The sequence below is a fragment of the Deinococcus misasensis DSM 22328 genome (assembly GCF_000745915.1).
Lineage (GTDB): Bacteria > Deinococcota > Deinococci > Deinococcales > Deinococcaceae > Deinococcus_C > Deinococcus_C misasensis.
Window position 1 is genome coordinate 78,429 of the sequence record NZ_JQKG01000016.1, and the last position, 18,742, is coordinate 97,170.

At 55.7% G+C, this 18,742-nt stretch carries 12 protein-coding genes; 10 read left to right on the forward strand and 2 right to left on the reverse strand.

Annotated features, from left to right (window positions below; all coding sequences use genetic code 11):
- Positions 1-115 precede the first annotated feature (115 nt).
- The gene (locus tag Q371_RS12370) at positions 116-271 is read right to left on the reverse strand and encodes a hypothetical protein (RefSeq protein ID WP_157442688.1); all 156 of its coding nucleotides are present in this window, start codon (positions 269-271) and stop codon (positions 116-118) included.
- Between the two features lie 137 nt (positions 272-408).
- Positions 409-2,979: an ATP-binding protein gene (locus Q371_RS25720; RefSeq protein ID WP_051964199.1), complete on the reverse strand. Its 2,571-nt coding sequence runs from the start codon at positions 2,977-2,979 to the stop codon at positions 409-411.
- Between the two features lie 445 nt (positions 2,980-3,424).
- On the opposite strand from Q371_RS25720, the gene Q371_RS12385 reads away from it, so the two are divergent.
- The 10 genes from Q371_RS12385 (at position 3,425) to Q371_RS12430 (ending at position 18,560) form a co-directional block, all read left to right on the forward strand.
- Positions 3,425-4,834: an MBOAT family O-acyltransferase gene (locus tag Q371_RS12385; RefSeq protein WP_034341002.1), complete on the forward strand. Its 1,410-nt coding sequence runs from the start codon at positions 3,425-3,427 to the stop codon at positions 4,832-4,834.
- Between the two features lie 12 nt (positions 4,835-4,846).
- Entirely contained in the window at positions 4,847-5,884 is a 1,038-nt protein-coding gene (locus Q371_RS12390; RefSeq protein ID WP_084571404.1) for an alginate O-acetyltransferase AlgX-related protein, read from the forward strand.
- A gap of 13 nt (positions 5,885-5,897) precedes the next feature.
- Entirely contained in the window at positions 5,898-6,506 is a 609-nt protein-coding gene (locus tag Q371_RS12395; RefSeq protein WP_034341006.1) for an alginate O-acetyltransferase AlgF, read from the forward strand.
- A 36-nt stretch (positions 6,507-6,542) separates the two neighbouring features.
- Entirely contained in the window at positions 6,543-8,231 is a 1,689-nt protein-coding gene (locus Q371_RS12400) for an alginate O-acetyltransferase AlgX-related protein (RefSeq protein WP_034341009.1), read from the forward strand.
- A gap of 75 nt (positions 8,232-8,306) precedes the next feature.
- A complete protein-coding gene (locus Q371_RS12405) occupies positions 8,307-9,368 on the forward strand; it encodes an HD domain-containing phosphohydrolase (RefSeq protein ID WP_051964200.1) in 1,062 nt (353 codons plus the stop codon).
- A gap of 234 nt (positions 9,369-9,602) precedes the next feature.
- On the forward strand, positions 9,603-10,268 hold the full coding sequence (locus Q371_RS12410) for a response regulator transcription factor (RefSeq protein WP_034341011.1): 666 nt from the start codon (positions 9,603-9,605) through the stop codon (positions 10,266-10,268).
- Between the two features lie 9 nt (positions 10,269-10,277).
- A complete protein-coding gene (locus Q371_RS25725; protein ID WP_051964204.1) occupies positions 10,278-12,905 on the forward strand; it encodes a sensor histidine kinase in 2,628 nt (875 codons plus the stop codon).
- A 14-nt stretch (positions 12,906-12,919) separates the two neighbouring features.
- The gene (locus Q371_RS12420) at positions 12,920-15,979 is read left to right on the forward strand and encodes a hypothetical protein (protein ID WP_051964206.1); all 3,060 of its coding nucleotides are present in this window, start codon (positions 12,920-12,922) and stop codon (positions 15,977-15,979) included.
- Positions 15,976-17,226 carry a hypothetical protein gene (locus tag Q371_RS12425; protein ID WP_034341013.1) on the forward strand — a complete coding sequence of 417 codons (1,251 nt, stop codon included), beginning with the start codon at positions 15,976-15,978 and terminating at the stop codon, positions 17,224-17,226. The genes Q371_RS12420 and Q371_RS12425 overlap by 4 nt, the downstream gene beginning before the upstream one ends.
- Positions 17,223-18,560 carry a hypothetical protein gene (locus tag Q371_RS12430; protein WP_034341016.1) on the forward strand — a complete coding sequence of 446 codons (1,338 nt, stop codon included), beginning with the start codon at positions 17,223-17,225 and terminating at the stop codon, positions 18,558-18,560. Before Q371_RS12425 ends, Q371_RS12430 begins: the two co-directional genes overlap by 4 nt.
- The last annotated feature ends 182 nt before the right edge of the window (positions 18,561-18,742 follow it).

Genomic DNA, 18,742 nt, shown 5'->3' on the forward strand with positions numbered 1-18,742 from the left:
TCCAGAGGGATGCAACACCACTTTAGACACTCCACGCAAGCCCCGCGAAAAACCCTTTTCTGACAGGTTGCTGCAAAGCACGGTGACTTGATGGCATGAAGTGGAAATCAAAACCTCACTGAGGCAAAGCCACCCGTCGTGTTTCTGGCAGATCTTTCAGCAAGTCAGAAGCATCGTAAACCGGGATCGCTTTGCCAAAAGACAACACTGTGGCCACCCGGGTCAATCCCTGGGTGGTCCAGCCCAGAGCTTTCAACTGTGAACGGGTCAACAGGTGGGAGGGTAAAGCTGCCAAACTCTCAAAGTGGGGTAGCTCCATGCGTCAGGTTTATCACCCATTTGTGGCCTTTTTGTGACCCCACTGTCAACAAGGGTCATGTGTAAGCAAAACAGGTTCAGGACAGGATCTCAGAACAAGTTCCAGCGCTCTGCCAACTGACGCTTCAATGCCCCCAATTCTTCTGGAACATCTGACATCCAATGGGATGGACCGGGCAAGGCTTCCGGGTTCAAAACAAAAGGCGCCAGCTCTGGAAGGTCCTTGGGAGCACAACTCTGCCATTTTACAGGCAGATCGGGCAGGTTGCGATGCAGGTATTCACAGAACTCAGGACAAGCAAGCACCCAGACGGTGTCGAATTGCTCAGCAAGGGGCAGGTCAATGTAAAAATCAGAACCTTCGTGCAATGTGCTCTCAAAGCCCATGCGTGCATGCAGGTGTTCCGCCAGAGTCCGACTGAGGGCCAGACCAATTCCAGTGCCCTGTGCAGATTCGGTCATGCTGCCAAAACGCTCAAAGGGCATGAACACCCTTTGCTTGTGCTCATCTGAAATGCCAATGCCCGTGTCCTGCACATGCAGGCGCAGAAAACCAGAGAAACGCTCGGGATAAAGCTTGACCCGACCTCCAGCATGGTTGTATTTGATGGCATTGGTGAGCAGGTTCACCAGAATTTGCCTCAGGCGGGCCTGATCGGTGCGGACCCTGGGCAACTCTGACAACTCCATCTCAAGCTGGATCTGGTGGACTTCTGCCTGCTGGCGCACCATGTCCAGAGCCTCCTCCATCACACTGTAGGGGTACACATCCTGCAAAGTGATGTTCAGATTGCCAGTTTCGATGCGTGAGAGGTCCAGAATGTCATCGATCAGGCTGAGCAGGTGACGGCCTGCATTCAGAATGCGCCCAACCCCTCGTTCCTGAGGCTTTTCCAAGCCTCGCATCTGCAGCATTTGAGCCGAAGCCAGAATGGCATTGAGGGGGGTTCGCAGTTCATGGCTCATGCGGGAAAGAAAACGGCTTTTGGCAGCATTGGCGTTTTCAGCCCTTTCGGTGGCCAAAAGCAGCTGGTTTTCCTGATCCAGTTGCATGCGGATGTCCCGCAGAATGCTCACCACCCCATGCACTTTGCCATCCTGACCTTCAATGGGACGGCTGTGCACCTCGGCGGGCAGGTATTCGCCAGTGTGGTCCAGAAAGCGCATGCGGTGCTGGTGTTGTTCAGCGGTTCCATCCAGCAGGTCTTGCATTCGGGAAGCGGCCAGAGCTTGATCCTCGGGGTGCACCATCTGCAGCACCTTGCTGTACGGCAACTTCCCAAGTTCCTGTGCGTTGTGGCCTGCAATGCGGTTCACACTGGGGCTGATCAGCTGGGTGTAAAGTTCACCGTCCTGCAATGCCCAGGTCACAATCATGTCAGGAGAGGCTGCAAACAGGCTTTCCAACATGTGGTGGTACTCTTTGAGGGCTTTTTCCTGTTGCAAACGTGGGGTGATGTCCTGATACAGCCAGAGGTATCCCGTCAACTGGTCGTTAGAGCGCACAGGCACAAAAGACCGTTCAAGGGTCCGTCCATCCTGAAACACCACAGGTTCTTGCAGCACCGTTTGTTCATCTGAAACGATTTTTTCGATGCGCTTCAAGAATGCCTCGGGACTTTGCATGTACTGCGCAGATTGCTTGGCCCCTTCCACACAATCGGTGCCAATCAGGGCCGCTGGAGGAAAAGGCATGCCGAACATGTCCATCATGGCCTGATTGGTGACTTTGACATGGCGGGTGTCGTCTTCATAAAGAATGCCCACAGGCAGATTCTGGATCAGGGTGTCTAGGGTGTGCGTGTATTTTTGCACCAGCAGATGTTGTTCCCGACGGTGGATGTTGTGTGTCACAGCCTGTCCAAACATCTGCAATGCCGAGATGGATTGCTCTGACCAGTCTTTGGGCTCCCTGAGGCGATCAAAGCCCAGAAAACCCAAGGTTTGCTGGTGTTGCCTCAAAGGAATCAGCATCACCGAATGGATTTCCAGATCCAGCAACACCTGTTGTTCAGAACGCATGTTTGCAGGCAGATCATGCACGTCCGGCACCATGATCAGTTGACCTTCCTGCAGGGTTTTCAGCCAGACCGGGAAAGGTTGAATGTTGACCTGCTGCACCCACTTTTCGTTTTCCATGCCTTTGGCACGCCACACAAAGGTTTTGTTGAGGGTGTCCTGGTCGTCAAACAAAAAGATGTATGCCCGACTGGCATCGAGAAGTGTCCCGAGTTGCTCCAGACCATACTGGATGGCTGTGCAGGACGTTTCAGGATGCGCCAGCAGCATGCGGGTGCTGATGTCGGCAACCATGGCATTCAGTCTCAAGAGGTGCTGCAGTTCGCGTTCCAGTTGCTGCTTTTCTTGATTTTGCTGTCCAGCATTTTCAATCCACAACTCCATATGGTCTGCATGCCAGATGGGTGTGATGTGCATGTAAACAGGAGATTGGTTCCCGTACTGCCACCGGTCTGTGAATGGTTCTGTGCGGGGTTGATGGGGATCGAAGACATCGGTTTGCAGGTCTTTGAGGTTCAGAACATCTGCACATCCGAGCCAACTCAAAAGAGAGGCACTCGCATGGGTCACGTTGCCTCCGGTGAGGCTCATCCAACCCACCGGGATTTGCAGGCTGCGTACATCCATGGGAATGCCTTTCATCGTTTCGCCCTCCACATGGAGTGTAGAGAGAAATTGTTCAGCAATCATGACCTCACGGAAATCTGTAAGCCGAGGTGCATCATCCATTTTGCACGTCTTGGACTGTGTTTCTCTTTACACACATTGAGGGTATTCTTTTGATTTTTGCACAGAAGTGTGGCCAAACTGTGACCGCACATCCCTAAGGGATTCTCCTTACAATCTGTATTTTTTCACCAGAAACCACAAAAAACACCTTTCAGGACAAGGTTTTTTCAAAATCCGATCCAAACCTGAAGTTGTAAAATCTTACAGAACTCTTTCACACCCTTACCAGAGCATCTCTGGTGGCAAAAACTTTGTCCTGCAAAGCCTCCTGCTTCAAATTTAGACAAGCTGAAGTCCAACTGAACCCCAGAAAATTGTGTGAGAACCTCTTGCATATCTTCAAGTCGGAGGACCCCCCATGCCATTCAGCAGCTGGTTGTTTGTGTTTTGTTTCTTGCCCTTGATGCTCGGGGCTTACCACCTGACCCCCCAGAGGCACCGACTGGTGCTCTTGATGCTGGTCAGCTGGGGCTTTTATGCTTTGTGGGATGTGCGCTTCCTGTTGGTCCTGTTGGGGGTCAGTCTGGTGGCCCACCTGACCGGAGAATGGGTCAGCAAAACAGACAAAAACAACGCCAAAACCATTTTGACTGTTGGTGTGGTGATCAACCTGCTCGCCCTCGGGGTGTTCAAGTACCTGAACTTCGGCATTGAGACCTTCAATGCCCTCCTGACCCGCCTGAACCTGCCCGAGATGGCTTCCGTGCAACTCTTGCTTCCTCTGGGCCTGAGTTTTTACGTGTTCAACTCGATTTCTTACATGGTGGATGTGTACCGCAAAGATGGACCCAGAGGCACCTTCTGGTCGGTGAGTGCGCACCTCGGGGCCTTCATGCATGTGATGAACGGACCCATCCTGCATTACAAAAAGTACCATGCCCTGTTCACCAAATTGCCCCAACCCACTTTTGAGGATTATCAGGCAGGCATCACCCGGTTTGTGGTGGGGTTCAGCAAAAAAGTGCTGCTTGCCGATCCGCTCGGGCCACTGGTGCAAGCCAGCTTCAGCCAGCCCAATCCCACGGTGCTGGACAGTTGGGTGGGCATGTTCGCTTACACCATCCAGCTTTACTTCGACTTCAGCGGTTACAGCGACATGGCCATTGGGGTCGCCCGCATGATGGGATTCCGTTACCCCGAGAACTTCAACCACCCGTATCTGGCCCGAAGTGTCACCGAATTCTGGCAACGCTGGCACCTCAGCCTGTCCAACTTCCTGAAGAACTACCTTTACTTTTCTTTGGGTGGCAACCGCAAAGGTCAGGGGCGCACCTACCTGAACCTGATGCTCACCATGACCATCGGCGGACTCTGGCACGGGGCCAACTGGACTTTCGTGATCTGGGGGGCATGGAACGGCTTTTTCCTCACCCTTGAACGCTTCCTGAAAGACAAATTCAACCTGCCTGCTCCACCCGTCTTTTATGCCCTGCCCAAAACCTTGCTCTTGATCATGATGAGCCGCCTGTTCTTCCGTTCAGACACCGTTACGCAGGCTCTGGGGATGTTTGCAGGTCTGGTGGGTGTCCATGGTGTGGCTTTCAGTCCTGCGGTGGCCCTGTCGGTGACCCCAGAGCGGGTGCTGACCCTTTTGATCGCCACTGTGGTGGTGTTCACTGGTCCGTGGTTCAATCGCCAAATGGCAGGGACCGGAGGCTCAAAAGTCTGGCAGGGTGTGGCGCAGTTCGGACTTTTGCTGGTGTTTGTGCAGGCCATGTTGATGGTGGGGGTGCAGGATTTTACGCCCTTCCTGTACTTCCGCTTCTGAGAGGTGAAATGGATGAAAGGATTGACTTACGCATTTACTGCAATGATGGCCTGTGGACTGGTGGCCTCGGGGTTCACCTTGCCGAAGACCATCCAGAAAAGCCCCTCTGGTGCTGCCCTGTCCCGCACGTTTTCCGAACTTTTTCCTCAAAAATCCAAACTGGTGGAGGTGGCAGCCGCATCCCGTTTTGTCACTTTGCGTGGTCATGACGATCAGGTGCGCCTCGGGCAAAACGGCTGGATTTACCTGACCCAGGAACTGCGTCCCCAGAGTGAAAAAGTCCAGCATTACCAGCAACATGTGCAGGCCATTGCAAAAGTGAAAGAACAACTGAAAGCACAGGGCACCACGCTGGTGGTTCTGATTGTGCCCACCAAAGCACGGATTTATCCAGAGCACCTGCCAGCCCTGTTGCCCACAGGATACCTGCAAGACGGATATCAGGAAGTGCAAAACCTGCTGCATCAGGCAGGGGTGCAAACCATTGATGCCCTGACCCCTCTGCTGGAAGCCAAAGAGTCCAGCAAGGAACCCCTGTACTACCTCTCGGACACGCACTACAACCCACTCGGGGCAAAAGTGGTCGCCGATGCTGCAGGTGCAAAACTGCGCACCCTGTTTCCCGATTTGCCCGAGACCCGTTTCAACACCACCCTGAAAGCCAACCTGTACGAAAGGCCCGGCGACCTGATCGGCTTGATGTCTCTGCAGCACGCCCCTGCAGGGATGCGCCCCAAGGGAGACATGCAGCAAGACGAAGAAACCCTTGCCGAAGAATCGCTGAATGCTGGCTTGCTGGGTGATCCCACACCCGGCGTGGTGCTCACTGGCAGCAGTTACTCCCTGAGGGCCAACTTCTATGGCCGTTTGCAGCAGGCCAGCAGCACCAAAATCATCAACCTTGCCCGTGAAGGCAGCGGTTTTGATGGCAGCCTGCGCACCTACCTGAAAAACCCCGAGCCTTACCCCGAGGTCTTGATCTGGGAATTCAGTGAACGCTTCCTGTACCTGCCCCTCGACGAAAAATCTCCGGGCGTTGCCCGCCCCTGAAAGGAAAACCAACATGAAAAAAATACTTCTGATTCTTGCCATGATTGCCCCTGTCGCCCATGCCGCTCCTGCTGCACTTTATGCCCCTCAGGTGTCTGCCGATGCTGCCCTCTTGCGGGTGGTCAATGCGACCTCTGGCACCATCACGGCCACACTGCCTGAGATCGCTGCCCTGAGCGTGAAAACCAACGAAGTCAGCCCTTACCGGGTGTTTCAAAAAGGCAACCAGACCCTGAGCGTCAAGGTGGGGAACAAAACCCTCAAAGAGACCCTCAACATGGAAGCCGGGCGTTACTACACGCTGGCCATCATTGGGGATGACCTGAAAATCTTCACCGACAAGACCAGCCATAACATGAGCAAAGCCCGCATCCATGTGTACAACCTGACTGCAGAAAAAAGCAGCATCAAAACTGCAGACGGCTCCCTCACCCTGATGAACAGCCTGCCTGCCTGGGGTTACGACATGCTGAGTGTCAATCCGGTGAAAGCCAGCCTCGGGGCTTTCCAGAGCAAATTGGTTGGTGCCACCCCCGAAACCCAACTGCAGGCCAACACCGCTTACAGCCTGTTCGTGTTCAAAAGCAGCGTGCTGTGGGTGCAGAACAGCATCCAGCAATAACCTCCACCTTTTCCCGTCCTGCCAGAGGTGCATCCCATGAAAAAAATGTTTTTGTTGTTGACCCTTTCCCTGACTGCTGCCCATGCCCAATCCAATTTTCAGGAAGCCCAGAAAACCGGGGTGGTGCTTGGGCAAAACGGCTGGCTGTTTCACATTGCAGAGTTTGGAGATTTCCAGCAAGAGGCAGCTGATGTCAGCCAGCAAAAGCTGGAAACCATCGGTGTGATTTCCAGCCTGTTCAAGCAAAAAGGCATTCCGGTGGTGACCGCTCTGGTGCCCGCCAAAATCCGCCTCTACGAGAAAGAACTGCCAGCCCCGTTTGCCCTGCCTCCTGTGATCAAAAACCGCTACGAACGGAACCTGAGCAGCCTGCAAGGGCTCGGGGTGAATGCACCAGACCTGCTGAAAGCCATGCAGGAAGGTCAGAAAGACCCTCTGGAGGCCCAGTATCCGGTGTACCAGAAGTTGGACCACCACTGGTCTTCCAGAGGGGCCCTGATTGCCGCCAAAACCATCACCGATGTGCTGAAAAACCTGCCAGAGGTGCAGGCTGTGCAGGAAACCAAATTTGACCTGAAGGCTGCACCTGAAAGCGATTATTTTGATTCCAGCCTTCTGAAACGCGTTTCTGAACAGGACCGCCAGAAATACCCCAAAGAGAAGTTCATTCCTTACGATCTGGTGAAAACCTCCAGTGCAAACAGCCTGCTTGGAGACAGTGCACCCGAGTTGGTGCTGGTGGGGTCCAGTGCCAGTGCTGGAGGCCGCATGTGGCCATTCGACTACGGGCTGGCTGCCAACCTGCAGAAGGAATTCCTGAACACCGCTCAGGCAGGTCGTGGTCCGTGGCTCCCCATGGAAGATTACCTCAGGAACCCGGCCTACCAGCAAAACCCACCCAAAGCCATGGTGTGGCAACTCTGGGAGGCCTTCCTGTTGAATGTGGATCAGGCCGACCTGCCTCAGGACTGGATTCGCACGGTGGCCCCCTTGATTCTGGGCAAGTGCGACAAACCCAAACAAACGTTGGCTGCTGCACAAGCCCAATATCCAGCAGACCTGTCCATCACCGATTACTGGAACGCCACCATCAACCTGTCTGGCAGCAACCGTGTGAAAGTCACTTTCCAAAGCCCCCAAGGGCCACAAACCCTGGAGGTGCCCGTTCCCGTTGAAGGGGAGAATTACGACCTGAACGTGCCCGTTCCAGCGGGCTCCACAGGGGTCAGTGTGGAACCGGTCAGCGCCGGGGCAAACCTGCAAGTCCAAAGCAGCCAGTTGTGCGATGGCCCTGCAGAAGTGGCCCAGTTGCTGGTGCCTGCCCAGAACAAGGTGGATGTCGCCAAAAACGGCCGCATCAGCCGTGTGGAAATCTCGGGCTTCAGTGGCGTGGAAGGCGGGGCCAGACGCTGGGCTCTGGGCCCGAAATCGGGGGTCAGCTTCTGGCAGGCAGACAGCAAACCTGCCGTCCTGACCGTGGACCTCTACAATCCCCTGAACGATCAGGATTTGACGGTGCTGTTCAACAACCAGCCGATCAAAAGCTTCACGGGCCTGAAAGCCGGAAGCACCCTGAGTTTCACACTGGAATTGCCCGGAACCATCGGCAAGAACGCCCTGGAGTTTCAGGTCAAGAAGTTCAACGGTCAACCCGAGTTTTTTGCCCAGCAAGACACCCGCCCCATGTCGGTGATGTTCAACCGTCTGGAAGTCCAGTTCAGGTAGAATGACCCTCAAGGTCACAAATGCTGAACACTTCCATGACAGGCTGAGGCATGTTGCTGTCCCCAGAGGTGAGTCATGAATTCAGAAATGCCCTTTGCCAATGACTGTCCTTATCCCCAGGCCAGAATCCTGATTCTGGACGATCTGGTCACCAACGTGGAAGTGCTTGCAGAGCTGCTGGACCTCTCGGGCTATGAACAGGTCTACCGATGCACACGGGTCAGCGAAGCCCGTGAAGTGCTGAAAAAACAACCCATTGACTTGATTTTGCTGGACCACCTGATGCCCGAGTGCACCGGCATCGAGTTTGCGCGGGAGGTGCGGACCATGGAGCTGGACCGCATTCCCCGCATCCTGATGGTCACGGCAGACCACCGCAGCGAAGTGAAATACCAAGCCCTGCAGAACGGCGTGCATGATTTCCTGTACAAGCCCATCGACACGCTGGAAGTGCTTTTGCGGATCGGGGTGTTGCTGGAAGCCCACTTCATCCACCAGAGCTTACAGGAGCATCAGGAGCAACTGGAATTGCTGGTCACCGAACGCACCCGAGCCCTGCGGGACACCTTGCGCAGCTCTTTCGAATTGCTGGCTGGACTGGCAGAATCCCGCACCCACACCTCGGGCAAGCCCTCCAGTCGGGTGGGTCAACTGAGCGAAGTGCTGGGTTTGCTGGCAGGCCTGAATGTGCACGATGCCCAGAACCTGCGTGAAGCGGTGATGCTGCACGACATCGGGAAAATTGCCATCCCAGAGCAGATCCTCACCAAGCCGGACAAACTGACCGACGATGAGTTCAAAGTGGTCAAGGAACACGCCATGATCGGGGCACAGATGCTGCGTCACCTGAAAAGCGAGGTGTTCGATGTGGCTGCAGTGGTGGCCCTCACGCACCACGAACGCTGGAATGGCAGTGGATATCCCAACGGTCTGAAGGGCGAACAAATCCCTCTGGTTGGGCGCATTGCAGCCATTGCAGATGTGTTTCATGCCCTGACCAGCGACCGACCTTACAACAAGGCTTGGACCGAAAAGGAAGCTCTGGAATACCTGCAATCTCAGGCAGGGGTGCTGTTTGACCCGGATCTGGTGGATTTGCTGGTGCACATTCGCGGGGCACATCCCCAGAGCAATTAGCGCCACTGCAAACATGCTGGCCAATTCGTGACTTGCTGGATGGAATGTTTTCGCAAGTCCTCGTGAATTTCACGCTTGTGAAATTCACGAGAGGCAACCAAAAACACCACCTCTTGCGTGATCCTGCACCAGACTGTTGCTCGAATCAGGGAATTCCCTTACATCAAAGGGTTCGGGTCCAGAGCAGGCCACTTAAGATGCTTGAAAGGTTGGCGTTTTATAATTGGTACCAATATGGCACATATTCTGGTGATTGAAGACGATCCCCCCAGCCGTGAAGTGATCACCGAGGTGCTGGAATTTGATGGACATCAAGTGGTCGCCACCCGCACCGCCGAAGAAGGTTTGCGCCACCTCCCGCAGGTGGATCTGGTGGTTGTGGATGTGATGTTACCCGGCATGAGCGGCATGGATTTCACAGAGACCGCACGCCGCCTGAAACCGGACATCCCCATCTTGATGCTCACTTCCTTGGCCCATCAAGGCGACCGCATTGCTGGATTCAAAAGCGGGATTGACGATTACCTGACCAAACCCTACGACGTGACCGAATTGCTGCTGCGCATCAAGGCCCTGTTGCGCCGCTCGGGTCGCTCAGAAGTGATGCAACGTGGTCCTTACCAGATCGATGTGTCCGAACGTTCGGTGTACCACCAGAACAAGGCCATTGAACTGTCAAGGCTGGAATTTGACCTGCTGATCACCCTTGCACGCAGTCCCGGAAAAGCTTTTTCCAGAGAAGAACTCTTCGAGAAAGTCTGGAGCGAAGAAAGCGACGCTCTGGTGCGCAGCGTGGACGTCAAAATCGCAGATTTGCGGCGCAAGATGGGCGATGCCAGCTGGATTCAGACCGTGTGGGGCGTGGGATACCGCTTCAAACCAGACCGGGACCGTTCCTGAAAGCTGCCCATGCCTGAAGACACCCCTTTCCCTCTGGCCCTGCATGATTCACCGTTTGGTTTCATGGCCGTCCAGCAAGGACAGGTGGTGTCTTGCAATCCTGCCCTGCAAAACATGCTTGGGCTTGCAGCACATGAAGTGCTGGACCCAGCTTTCCTCAGCACCGGGGTGCTCAACCTTCAAAAACCCCTCCCCTGCCAGCAACAGGAAGATTACTGGTCTTACCACTCGGGGCCACCTGTGGCGGTGCGGATCACCGTGCGTTGCAGGGAGACCCACCATGAAATCTGGGTGGAAGACATCCGCAACGAACGGGCCATTGAAGGGGAACTGCAAGAAACCCTGTTCATCCATTCGGTGGTCGCTGACATCTCCACCCGCCTGATTCAGGCCACCCCAGAGCAGGTGGACCACCTGATCGAGCAAGGACTGGCCGGGCTCGGCATGATCACCCACGTGGACCGGGCCTACATTTTCATGTTGCAGGACGGCACCATCAGCAACACCCATGAATGGTGCGCTCCGGGCATCGAACCCCAGAAGCCCCAGAGGCAAAAACTGGACCCGGCACCCTTCAAATGGTGGCTGGACCAGATGCAAGATGGCAAAACCCTGTCCCTGTCCAACATCAATCCACACGAGCAAATTCCTGAAGAGGTGCGGATTCAGGTCAAAGTTCAGTCGGTGATGATGTTTCCCATGATCATGCAGCACAAACTGGTGGGTTACCTCGGGTTTTCTGCAGTGCAGAAGCCCCGCAACTGGACGGTGCAAACCGAAAATGCCCTGAAGTTGTACGGTCAGGCAGTGGCCAACACCCTGCACCGTCTGGAACAGCAAAACCTGCTGCAAGAACAGAACCAGACCCTGAACACCCTGTTCAGGGAATTGCCCTCGGGTTTGATGTACGAAGATGAGAACCACCACATCAAACTGGTCAACCAGAGCATGTGCGATGTGATGGGCTGCGAGGTGCCTTCCAGTGCTCTGGTGGGTCAGGATGCCCTTGAGCGCTTCGAGCAGAAGCTGGCCCCCCTGACCCGCAACGCTGAGCAATTCATGCAGCACACCCTTGAGCTGTACCATTCCACGGAAAGCCAAGGCTCAGAAGAAATTCCCCTGCAGGATGGTCGCACCCTGGAAAGGCTGATTGCACCGGTCAAACTGGACGGTCAGGTGACCGGATTCTTGACCCAGATCCGTGACATCACCGAGAAAGTCCAGCAAAACGAACGGATGCAGCGTTACCACCACTGGCTGGATGCCACCGTGTCCTCCACACCGGACATTCTGGTCAATCTGGCAGGAGAGGCCGGAAAAATGCACATCCGCATCATCAGTGCCAATGTGCGCTCCCTTTTGGGCTACGATCCCAATACCTTCATCGAGGAGAGTGTGGATCACTTGATGGGCATTCTGCACCCCGACAACCGACAGATGGTGCACCATTTGATCCTGCAAGGGCTGCAAAACCAATCCACCAACAGTGCCTTGCAGGTGCAACTGCGGTCCATTCGTGGGACTTTGATTCCTTTTGACTTGCGGATGCGCCCGGTGGTCAATCAGGGAACGGTGCTCGGGGTGGTGCTGGTGCTCCGGGACATCCGTGAACAACTCGCCCAGCAGGAATTGCTTCTGCAGGCCACCGAGCAGGCCGAACGGGCCAGCCTCGCCAAAAGCCGCTTTTTGTCTCGCATGAGCCACGAACTGCGCACCCCCATGAATGCCATTCTGGCCTCCGCACAAATCCTGAAAATGAAAGGGGTGGAGGCCCATCAGGCCAGAGGCATCGAACGCATCCTGAAAGCCGGAAGCCACCTGCTCACCCTGATCGACGACATTCTGGACCTTTCGCGCATTGAAGCCGGAAAGCTGAACCTCAATTTGCAATCGTTCAAAGTGCAAAACCTGATTCAGGATGCCATCGACCTGATGCAGGAACAGGGTCAGGACAAAAAACTGGTCTGGAAAATCCATCTGGATCCTCTGCCTGCGGTGCAAGCAGATCCAGACCGCCTGCGTCAAATCCTGCTGAACCTGCTGTCCAACGCCATCAAGTACAACCGCGAAGGGGGCACCATTGAGGTGTATGCCCGGTTGTGGCACAACATCGTGCGGATCGGCGTGAAAGATTCTGGAATCGGCATTGCCCCAGAGGACCAGCCCAGGGTGTTCACCCCCTTCGAGCGTTTTGGGAACCTGCGTGAAGAGGTGCAGGGAACAGGCATCGGACTGGCCCTCAGCAAGACCCTCGCTGAAAGCATGCATGGGAAATTGGGCTTCCAGAGCACCCTCAATGAAGGCACCCACTTCATGCTGGAGTTGCCCCTGTCGGCGCTCACCAGAGAGGCTTACTTTCTGGGAGATGGCGAATTTTTTGCCCCTCTGGAAGGGCTGCTGCTGGAAATGAACATCTCTCTCCATCAGGTGCAAAGCGGTGCAGAGGTTCCATCGGGTGCACGGTGTGTGCTTTTCCAGACAGGCTTGCCCCGAGAACACGGCCACTGGATTGAAGTGAACCCGGGCCCTGTGGATGCCACGGCTGCTTTTCAAATCAGCATGCAATGGCAGGAACAGGCCATTCGCGATGCCATCGAAGCCCACTGGTTGAGGCCTCTGGAAGGCCCGGATTCCTGAAGGGTTTTCCTGAAATGCACAAATGGCTTGCCCACCTGCGCATTCCTGAAGACATGCCCCGATCCGCTCTGGTCATGCTCGGGGCCGCTTTGCTGGTCACGCTTTTGTACCATGGAAGCCAGTTGCTGGCCGGATCGTTCAACCGCACCTATGATGCCCTGATTCACATCTTTTTTGGGGCACACTATTCACGCTCATGGTTTGATCCGTGGGAAGAACGCTGGTACACCGGCTTTTCGATGGTGTCTTACCCACCGCTTTCCCACATGCTGATTGCCCTGCTCAGCAAACTGGTGGGCCTGAAGACTGCTTTTGCGATCACCCAGATTTTTGCTCTGGAAATGTTCATTCTGGGCATTTTCCGGTTTACAGGCTTGATTCTGGGCTGGCGTGCAGCCGGATATGCGGCACTGGCCACCATTGTGGCTTCATCGATCACGCAGACGGTGCACCTGTTCGGACAACTGCCCACCACCCTTTCCCTTTCTTTTCTGCTGAACGCCATTCCCTTTGTGGCTGCATGGATCAGGACCGGACGGCACGGCTACCTCTGGAAAGCCACCGCGTTTACAGCAGCAACAACAGCAGGGCACCACGTCACCACCCTGTTCGGCAGTGTGTTCTTTGTGGCCCCGGTGGTGGTGATGCTCTGGTTGGAAGCCCTCCCCCTCCCGAGGCCCAACGAACCCCTCGGGACCACCCTGATTCCGTCCATCAAACGCAGACTGTACCGGATGCTCCCGAGGATTTACCGCGGATTTCTGTTCGCTGGGCTGGCGGTGTTCATGCTGGTGATGGTGGTGTTGCCTTACTGGCTCTGGAGCCGCGCCGATCCCATCGCGCAGGTGCCGATTCCGCACGGAAGCCGGGCCAATTTCCTGCAGCGCACCGATTTTGGTTTCATGTTCTGGGTGATGCCGTGGTTCAGCAGCCTGTGGTTGATGCCTTACGCCATTTACCGGGGCAAAGGCAAACTCTGGCCGATTCTGGCGAGTCTTTTGCTGCTGACCTTGCTGGGCACTGGAGGCACCACCCCTTTGCCCAAGATGCTCTTGCGTGGGGCGTTTGACATCCTGACCCTGGACCGATTCACCTTCTGGGCCACCATTCTGATCCTGCCTTTCGTGGGAGCGTTTTTGCACAGCGTGGTCACCGGAGGGGTGGCCAGAGCCATGGATGCTTACCTCGGCAGGCGGGTGCGTTACGGGTCGTTGGCCCTGCTGGTGATCGTCTGGACGCTGGCCTCCATTGGGATTTCGAACTTCTCCCATTACCGCAAATTCCAGCCCGAGCCCATCGACATCGAACCGATTGTGCGCTTCATCGAGAAAGACCAGCACTGGCGTTACCGTTACCTGACCCTCGGGTTTGGGGACCAGATGGCGTGGCTTTCGGCCAACACACGGGCCACCACCCCGGATGGCAATTACCACAGCGCAAGGCGGCTTCCAGAACTGACCACCACCCCAGTGGAGCGTCTGGAAGGGGCCAAATTCACCGGGGTTCCGGGCATCGGCAGCCTCACCCAGTTTCTGACCACCCCCGAGAAGTACAACCTGAAGTTCATTTTCAGCAACGATGGTTTTTACGATCCGCTGCTGTATTTCAGTGGATGGCAACGCCTGAACCGACTTGAGAACGGCATTGTGGTCTGGGAACGTGAAGGGATTCCTCCGCTTCCAGAGCGCTTGCCCCGCAAAGTGCTTCCGGTGTGGCAACGGCTGATCTGGGGGGTGCTGCCTCCTCTGGCTTTTGTGACCGCCCTCTTGATGGTGCTGGTTCCTCCAGTGCAGTGGCCTCATGCCCTCAGACTGTTCAAGCCCCTCTTGAAAGAAGACTCCATGGAGGCAGAACCTGCACCTCCACCCCGCAAGCGTTTCAGGTTCAATCCGACCCGTCTGACACTGGTGTTGCGTTTGCTGACCACTGGCGTGCTGCTCGGGCTGTTCTCGGTGATTGCGGTGAGGGCAGCCCTCAGTTTGCGGCCCTTGAACACCCCCCAGAGCACGGTGCTCCAGTACTGGGACCACCTCGATTTCCGGCGTTACGACGAGGCGTTCAAGCTGCTGGCCCCTCAGGGCGGTCTGACGCTGGACCGCTGGAAACTGGATTTCAGTGTGCAGGGGGGAATGCGAACAGGATACGCCAAACTGGATTCGATTGTCCCAGAGGTGATTTTCCAGAGTGATACCGTGGCAGCAGTCAAAGTCAAACTGGTCTGGCTGACCACTTTTGGAGAGCTTCGTGAAGAATTGCAGCACGAAATGGTCAAAACCCCTCAGGGTTGGCGCATCAAGGCTGCAAAGGTGCTCAAGGTGCGCAGCGAAGAACGGTTCTTTCCACAGCCGGACGTGGATTATTACCGCTCCCAGAGGCGCTTGACCGTGGATGCCACCGACACGCGGGATGTGCTGGACCACCCGAGGTTGCAGTTGCTCAACGCCCGTCTGGTGGAGTACCTGCATGATGGCATTCCCACTCTGGCGATTGTGGGTGAAATCCAGAACATCGATGCCAGACCTGCCGATCTGACCGTGACGGGCATCCTCAGGGACAAAGCCGGCACCGAAATCGTGCGCAACAACAGCGAAGATGAGGTGCTGCACAAACTGCTTCCCGGCGAAGTCACGGCTTTTCGGGTGAATTTCACTGCCACTGCCACACCACCTGACCTTGCTGAAGTGGATTCGTTTGAGGTGTCGATGCTGGGTCTGGTGACCGCCCACGACCTGACCCGCAGCCTCGGGGCGTGGACCCGCATGGAAGGAGACACCCTGAAGGTTCAGGTGGTGAATGTGGGCACCATGGAGGCCACCGTTCCACAGGTCCTGCTGGCCTTGCGGGACCAAAACGGGGTGAAGTGGGTCAGCCGGGAGTACCTGATGGAAGCCGTCCCCCCGAGGGAAAAACGCGAGATGGCCCTTCCAGCCGCCCTGCCTGAAGGGTACCGCATTGTTCGCAGCAAACCCATCCAGACCGAAAAAATCAAGGACAGCATTAAAGCACCCCTGTACCGTGAAAACGGCCCCTACAGCGTTTACCTGAATGCCTTTTACCGTGAGGATGGCCCATGAGGCAACGCTTGAGAAAAGACTTGAGAAGACTCTGGTGGGGGTTGTTCTTGATCTTGCCCTTGCTGCTTCTGGTGGTGTGGAAACTGCGCCCCAAAGAAAAGGCCGTGGTCCTGACTTCACTTCCAGAGCATCAAGTCCTCTGGGACAAAAAAAATGTGGTTTTCCGATTTGCAAACCCAGAGCAACCTGTCCAGGTGCAAGTCACCCTGTCTACCCCTGCGGGGCCTCTGGTGAAAACCTTCCAGCTTGAGGGTGCTGCTGACCTGAACATTCCGTATGTGCGTGCTGGCTTGCTGCCTTACCTGATTGAAGCAGGGGGAAAACGCTTCAAAGGCCAGACCTCCAGAGCTGCTGGGAAGCCCATCACGCCCCTCAGTTTGAATGTGGGGGCCAGAGCAGCAAGGGTGGTGGGAGACCGACCTCCAGCGGTGGTGGTGCACCCTCTGGATCGGGACCTGAATGTCGCGGATGTGCCCGTCCAGATCCAGACCGAGAAACCCAACGGAGCGCGCTGGAAAACCACCTTGAAGGTCAAACACCTGCTGGCATGGGGGTATTTGCCAGAGCCCAACGGAGGAAAAACCGGAAAGATGCAAGTGTCGGCTGTTGCCCTGCAAGCCCGCACTGAAAGCGCAGTGGTGGACCTGCAACCCGGCTTCACACGCACAGGCACCCTGACCAACCCCGTGAACCGGGCGGCTCTGGGCACCCAGACGGTCTGGAGACTGCAAGCTCTGGGTTTGATGGATCCGGAAGGAAACCCCATTCTGGACGGAACCGCCGTTCATGTGCGCGGCTCTGGTGAAGGCTGGCGTTTTTTCAGCACCCAGCCATCGGTGATGGGTGAGATGCCTCTGAATTTGCTGCCCACCCTCAAACCCGGCTTTTACCAGTTTCAAATCACCACCGATCACCTGAAGTCCAGAGCTGTGAAGCTGGAAGCCGTACAAATCAAAGTGCTGGGAAACATCACCCTGTCTGAGCAGAAGGTCCTGAGGGTGGGACCCCTGCTCACCCCTCTGGGTGCCCTGCTGGACGATGGAACCCCTGTCTTGATCGAAATGCTCAGCAGCTCTGGCACCGTCTTGCAAGAGATCCGCACTGTGCTGCAAAACGGCTTCTTGAGGATGGAACTCCCTCTGTTGCCGCAGGGCACCATGCTCATTCGGGTGTCGGTGGCAGGTCTGGAGAAAAGCTTTGAGGTACAAGAAAGTCTGCCTGAGGGCCGGGTGGAGGTCGTCCCATGATGTCTCCGCGTGTGCGTGTGGTTTTGCTGGGCCTCATTGTGCCGGTCCTTTTGGTGCTCGGAATTCTGGGGCTCAGGTTGGTCGGGGATTTCTTTGCCAGAGCACAGGTGGCCTCCAGTCAGGCGACAGCCCTCAACATCATCCAGAAAAGGCAAGCAGAGATTGGAGTGCTGGAGTGGGAAAAAGACCCTCCAAACTTGCCACGCAGCATGGAGCCTCGCGTCCGGGATGACCTGACCAGCGATTACCGTCTGGCCTTCGAGGAATTGACGTATGCGATGTTCAGTGGGGATGCCACGGGCATCAAAACCTACTTTCAGTCTGCTGCCCTGCATGATGTGAAGCTTTCCACCCAGACCAAAAACACCCTTTTTGTGGATTGGGACCATCAACTGCAACTGCATTTCTACGCTCCAGATGGATCAACAGTGGCGTTTACAGACACCTACCTCTATGCTCAGGGCTTGAAGGGCAAAGAAGGGCTTTCAGGGGTGCGGATTGCCCGACGGGTGCAGGATCTGGTGATGAAACTGGACGATGGAAACTGGCGCATCCACCTCTGGGAAGTCACACAGGACCAAGAAGAACGGCTTGAAGCCCAACTCAGCCAAAAGCAAGAAACCCTGTTGAAAGGCCTGCGTGGGGTGGTCCTGAATTCCGCAGAGACTTTCCCAGATTGGCCCCAACTGAACCCCCGCACCCTACCAGAGGACCTGCAAAAAGCCAGAGACCTCGGGGTAAATGCCGTGGTGGTCCGGGTGCCTTATCCCCTCACCCTGACCGTCACGCAGGAACTCGGCCCTGCACTGGACACGGCTCAGAAAGCAGGCTTGAAGGTGGTGCTCTCTGTGCTGGAAGGCTTTGACGTGAATGACCTGAGCTTGCTTCCTCAAATCAGTCGGGATTTGCAGGGGTTGCAGCTGAGCCTCAGCCATCCGAATGTGGCTGCGATTGTGCTGTCTGTTCAGGCAGGAGGGCATCCAGATGTGCTTGCACATTTGCTGTCTCTGGTGCGTGGCCTCAGCAAAAAAGCCGTGGGTCTGCATGAAGCCATTCCAGAGGAATCCCTCTCTCATGCCGAATGGCAATGGTTGAAAAGCCCTGCTTCTGGCACTGTTCTGACCGTGCAGGAACTGAGCAGCACTTCTGCTTTGCTCAAACTCAGCACAGCAGACCGTCAAGCCAGAGACCTTGAGAAGCAACTGAAAGCCGCCAAGAACAACCCGTGGCTGATCTCCTCTCTGTATGACGAAGGACGCTCTGGAAACGGTCTGTACGATGCCACAGGAAAGTTGAAACCTGCAGGCGTGGTGGTGCAAAAGCTGCTGAAGTGAACACAAAGCATGACAGATGCAGGGTCACTGCAAAGTCCTGCTCTTGGTATGCCGACTGAGAAAGCGGTCAGCCCTCTGCAAAAAGCACACTGTTCGGCTTTGCTTTCGAGAACAAAACGCCAAAAAATGAATTCACCACAGGTTTCTGGGCCTCCGGTGCTGGAAGAGGTGAATTGATGGTT

Excerpts from the sequence above, each read along its gene's own strand:
- Q371_RS12395 (WP_034341006.1), top strand. The coding sequence starts at position 5,898 with ATGAAAAAAATACTTCTGATTCTTGCCATGATTGCCCCTGTCGCCCAT.
- Q371_RS25725 (WP_051964204.1), top strand. The coding sequence starts at position 10,278 with ATGCCTGAAGACACCCCTTTCCCTCTGGCCCTGCATGATTCACCGTTT.
- Q371_RS12385 (WP_034341002.1), top strand. The coding sequence starts at position 3,425 with ATGCCATTCAGCAGCTGGTTGTTTGTGTTTTGTTTCTTGCCCTTGATG.
- Q371_RS12430 (WP_034341016.1), top strand. The coding sequence starts at position 17,223 with ATGATGTCTCCGCGTGTGCGTGTGGTTTTGCTGGGCCTCATTGTGCCG.
- Q371_RS12410 (WP_034341011.1), top strand. The coding sequence starts at position 9,603 with ATGGCACATATTCTGGTGATTGAAGACGATCCCCCCAGCCGTGAAGTG.
- Q371_RS12390 (WP_084571404.1), top strand. The coding sequence starts at position 4,847 with ATGAAAGGATTGACTTACGCATTTACTGCAATGATGGCCTGTGGACTG.
- Q371_RS12420 (WP_051964206.1), top strand. The coding sequence starts at position 12,920 with ATGCACAAATGGCTTGCCCACCTGCGCATTCCTGAAGACATGCCCCGA.
- Q371_RS12425 (WP_034341013.1), top strand. The coding sequence starts at position 15,976 with ATGAGGCAACGCTTGAGAAAAGACTTGAGAAGACTCTGGTGGGGGTTG.
- Q371_RS25720 (WP_051964199.1), bottom strand. The coding sequence starts at position 2,979 with ATGAAAGGCATTCCCATGGATGTACGCAGCCTGCAAATCCCGGTGGGT.
- Q371_RS12400 (WP_034341009.1), top strand. The coding sequence starts at position 6,543 with ATGAAAAAAATGTTTTTGTTGTTGACCCTTTCCCTGACTGCTGCCCAT.
- Q371_RS12405 (WP_051964200.1), top strand. The coding sequence starts at position 8,307 with ATGAATTCAGAAATGCCCTTTGCCAATGACTGTCCTTATCCCCAGGCC.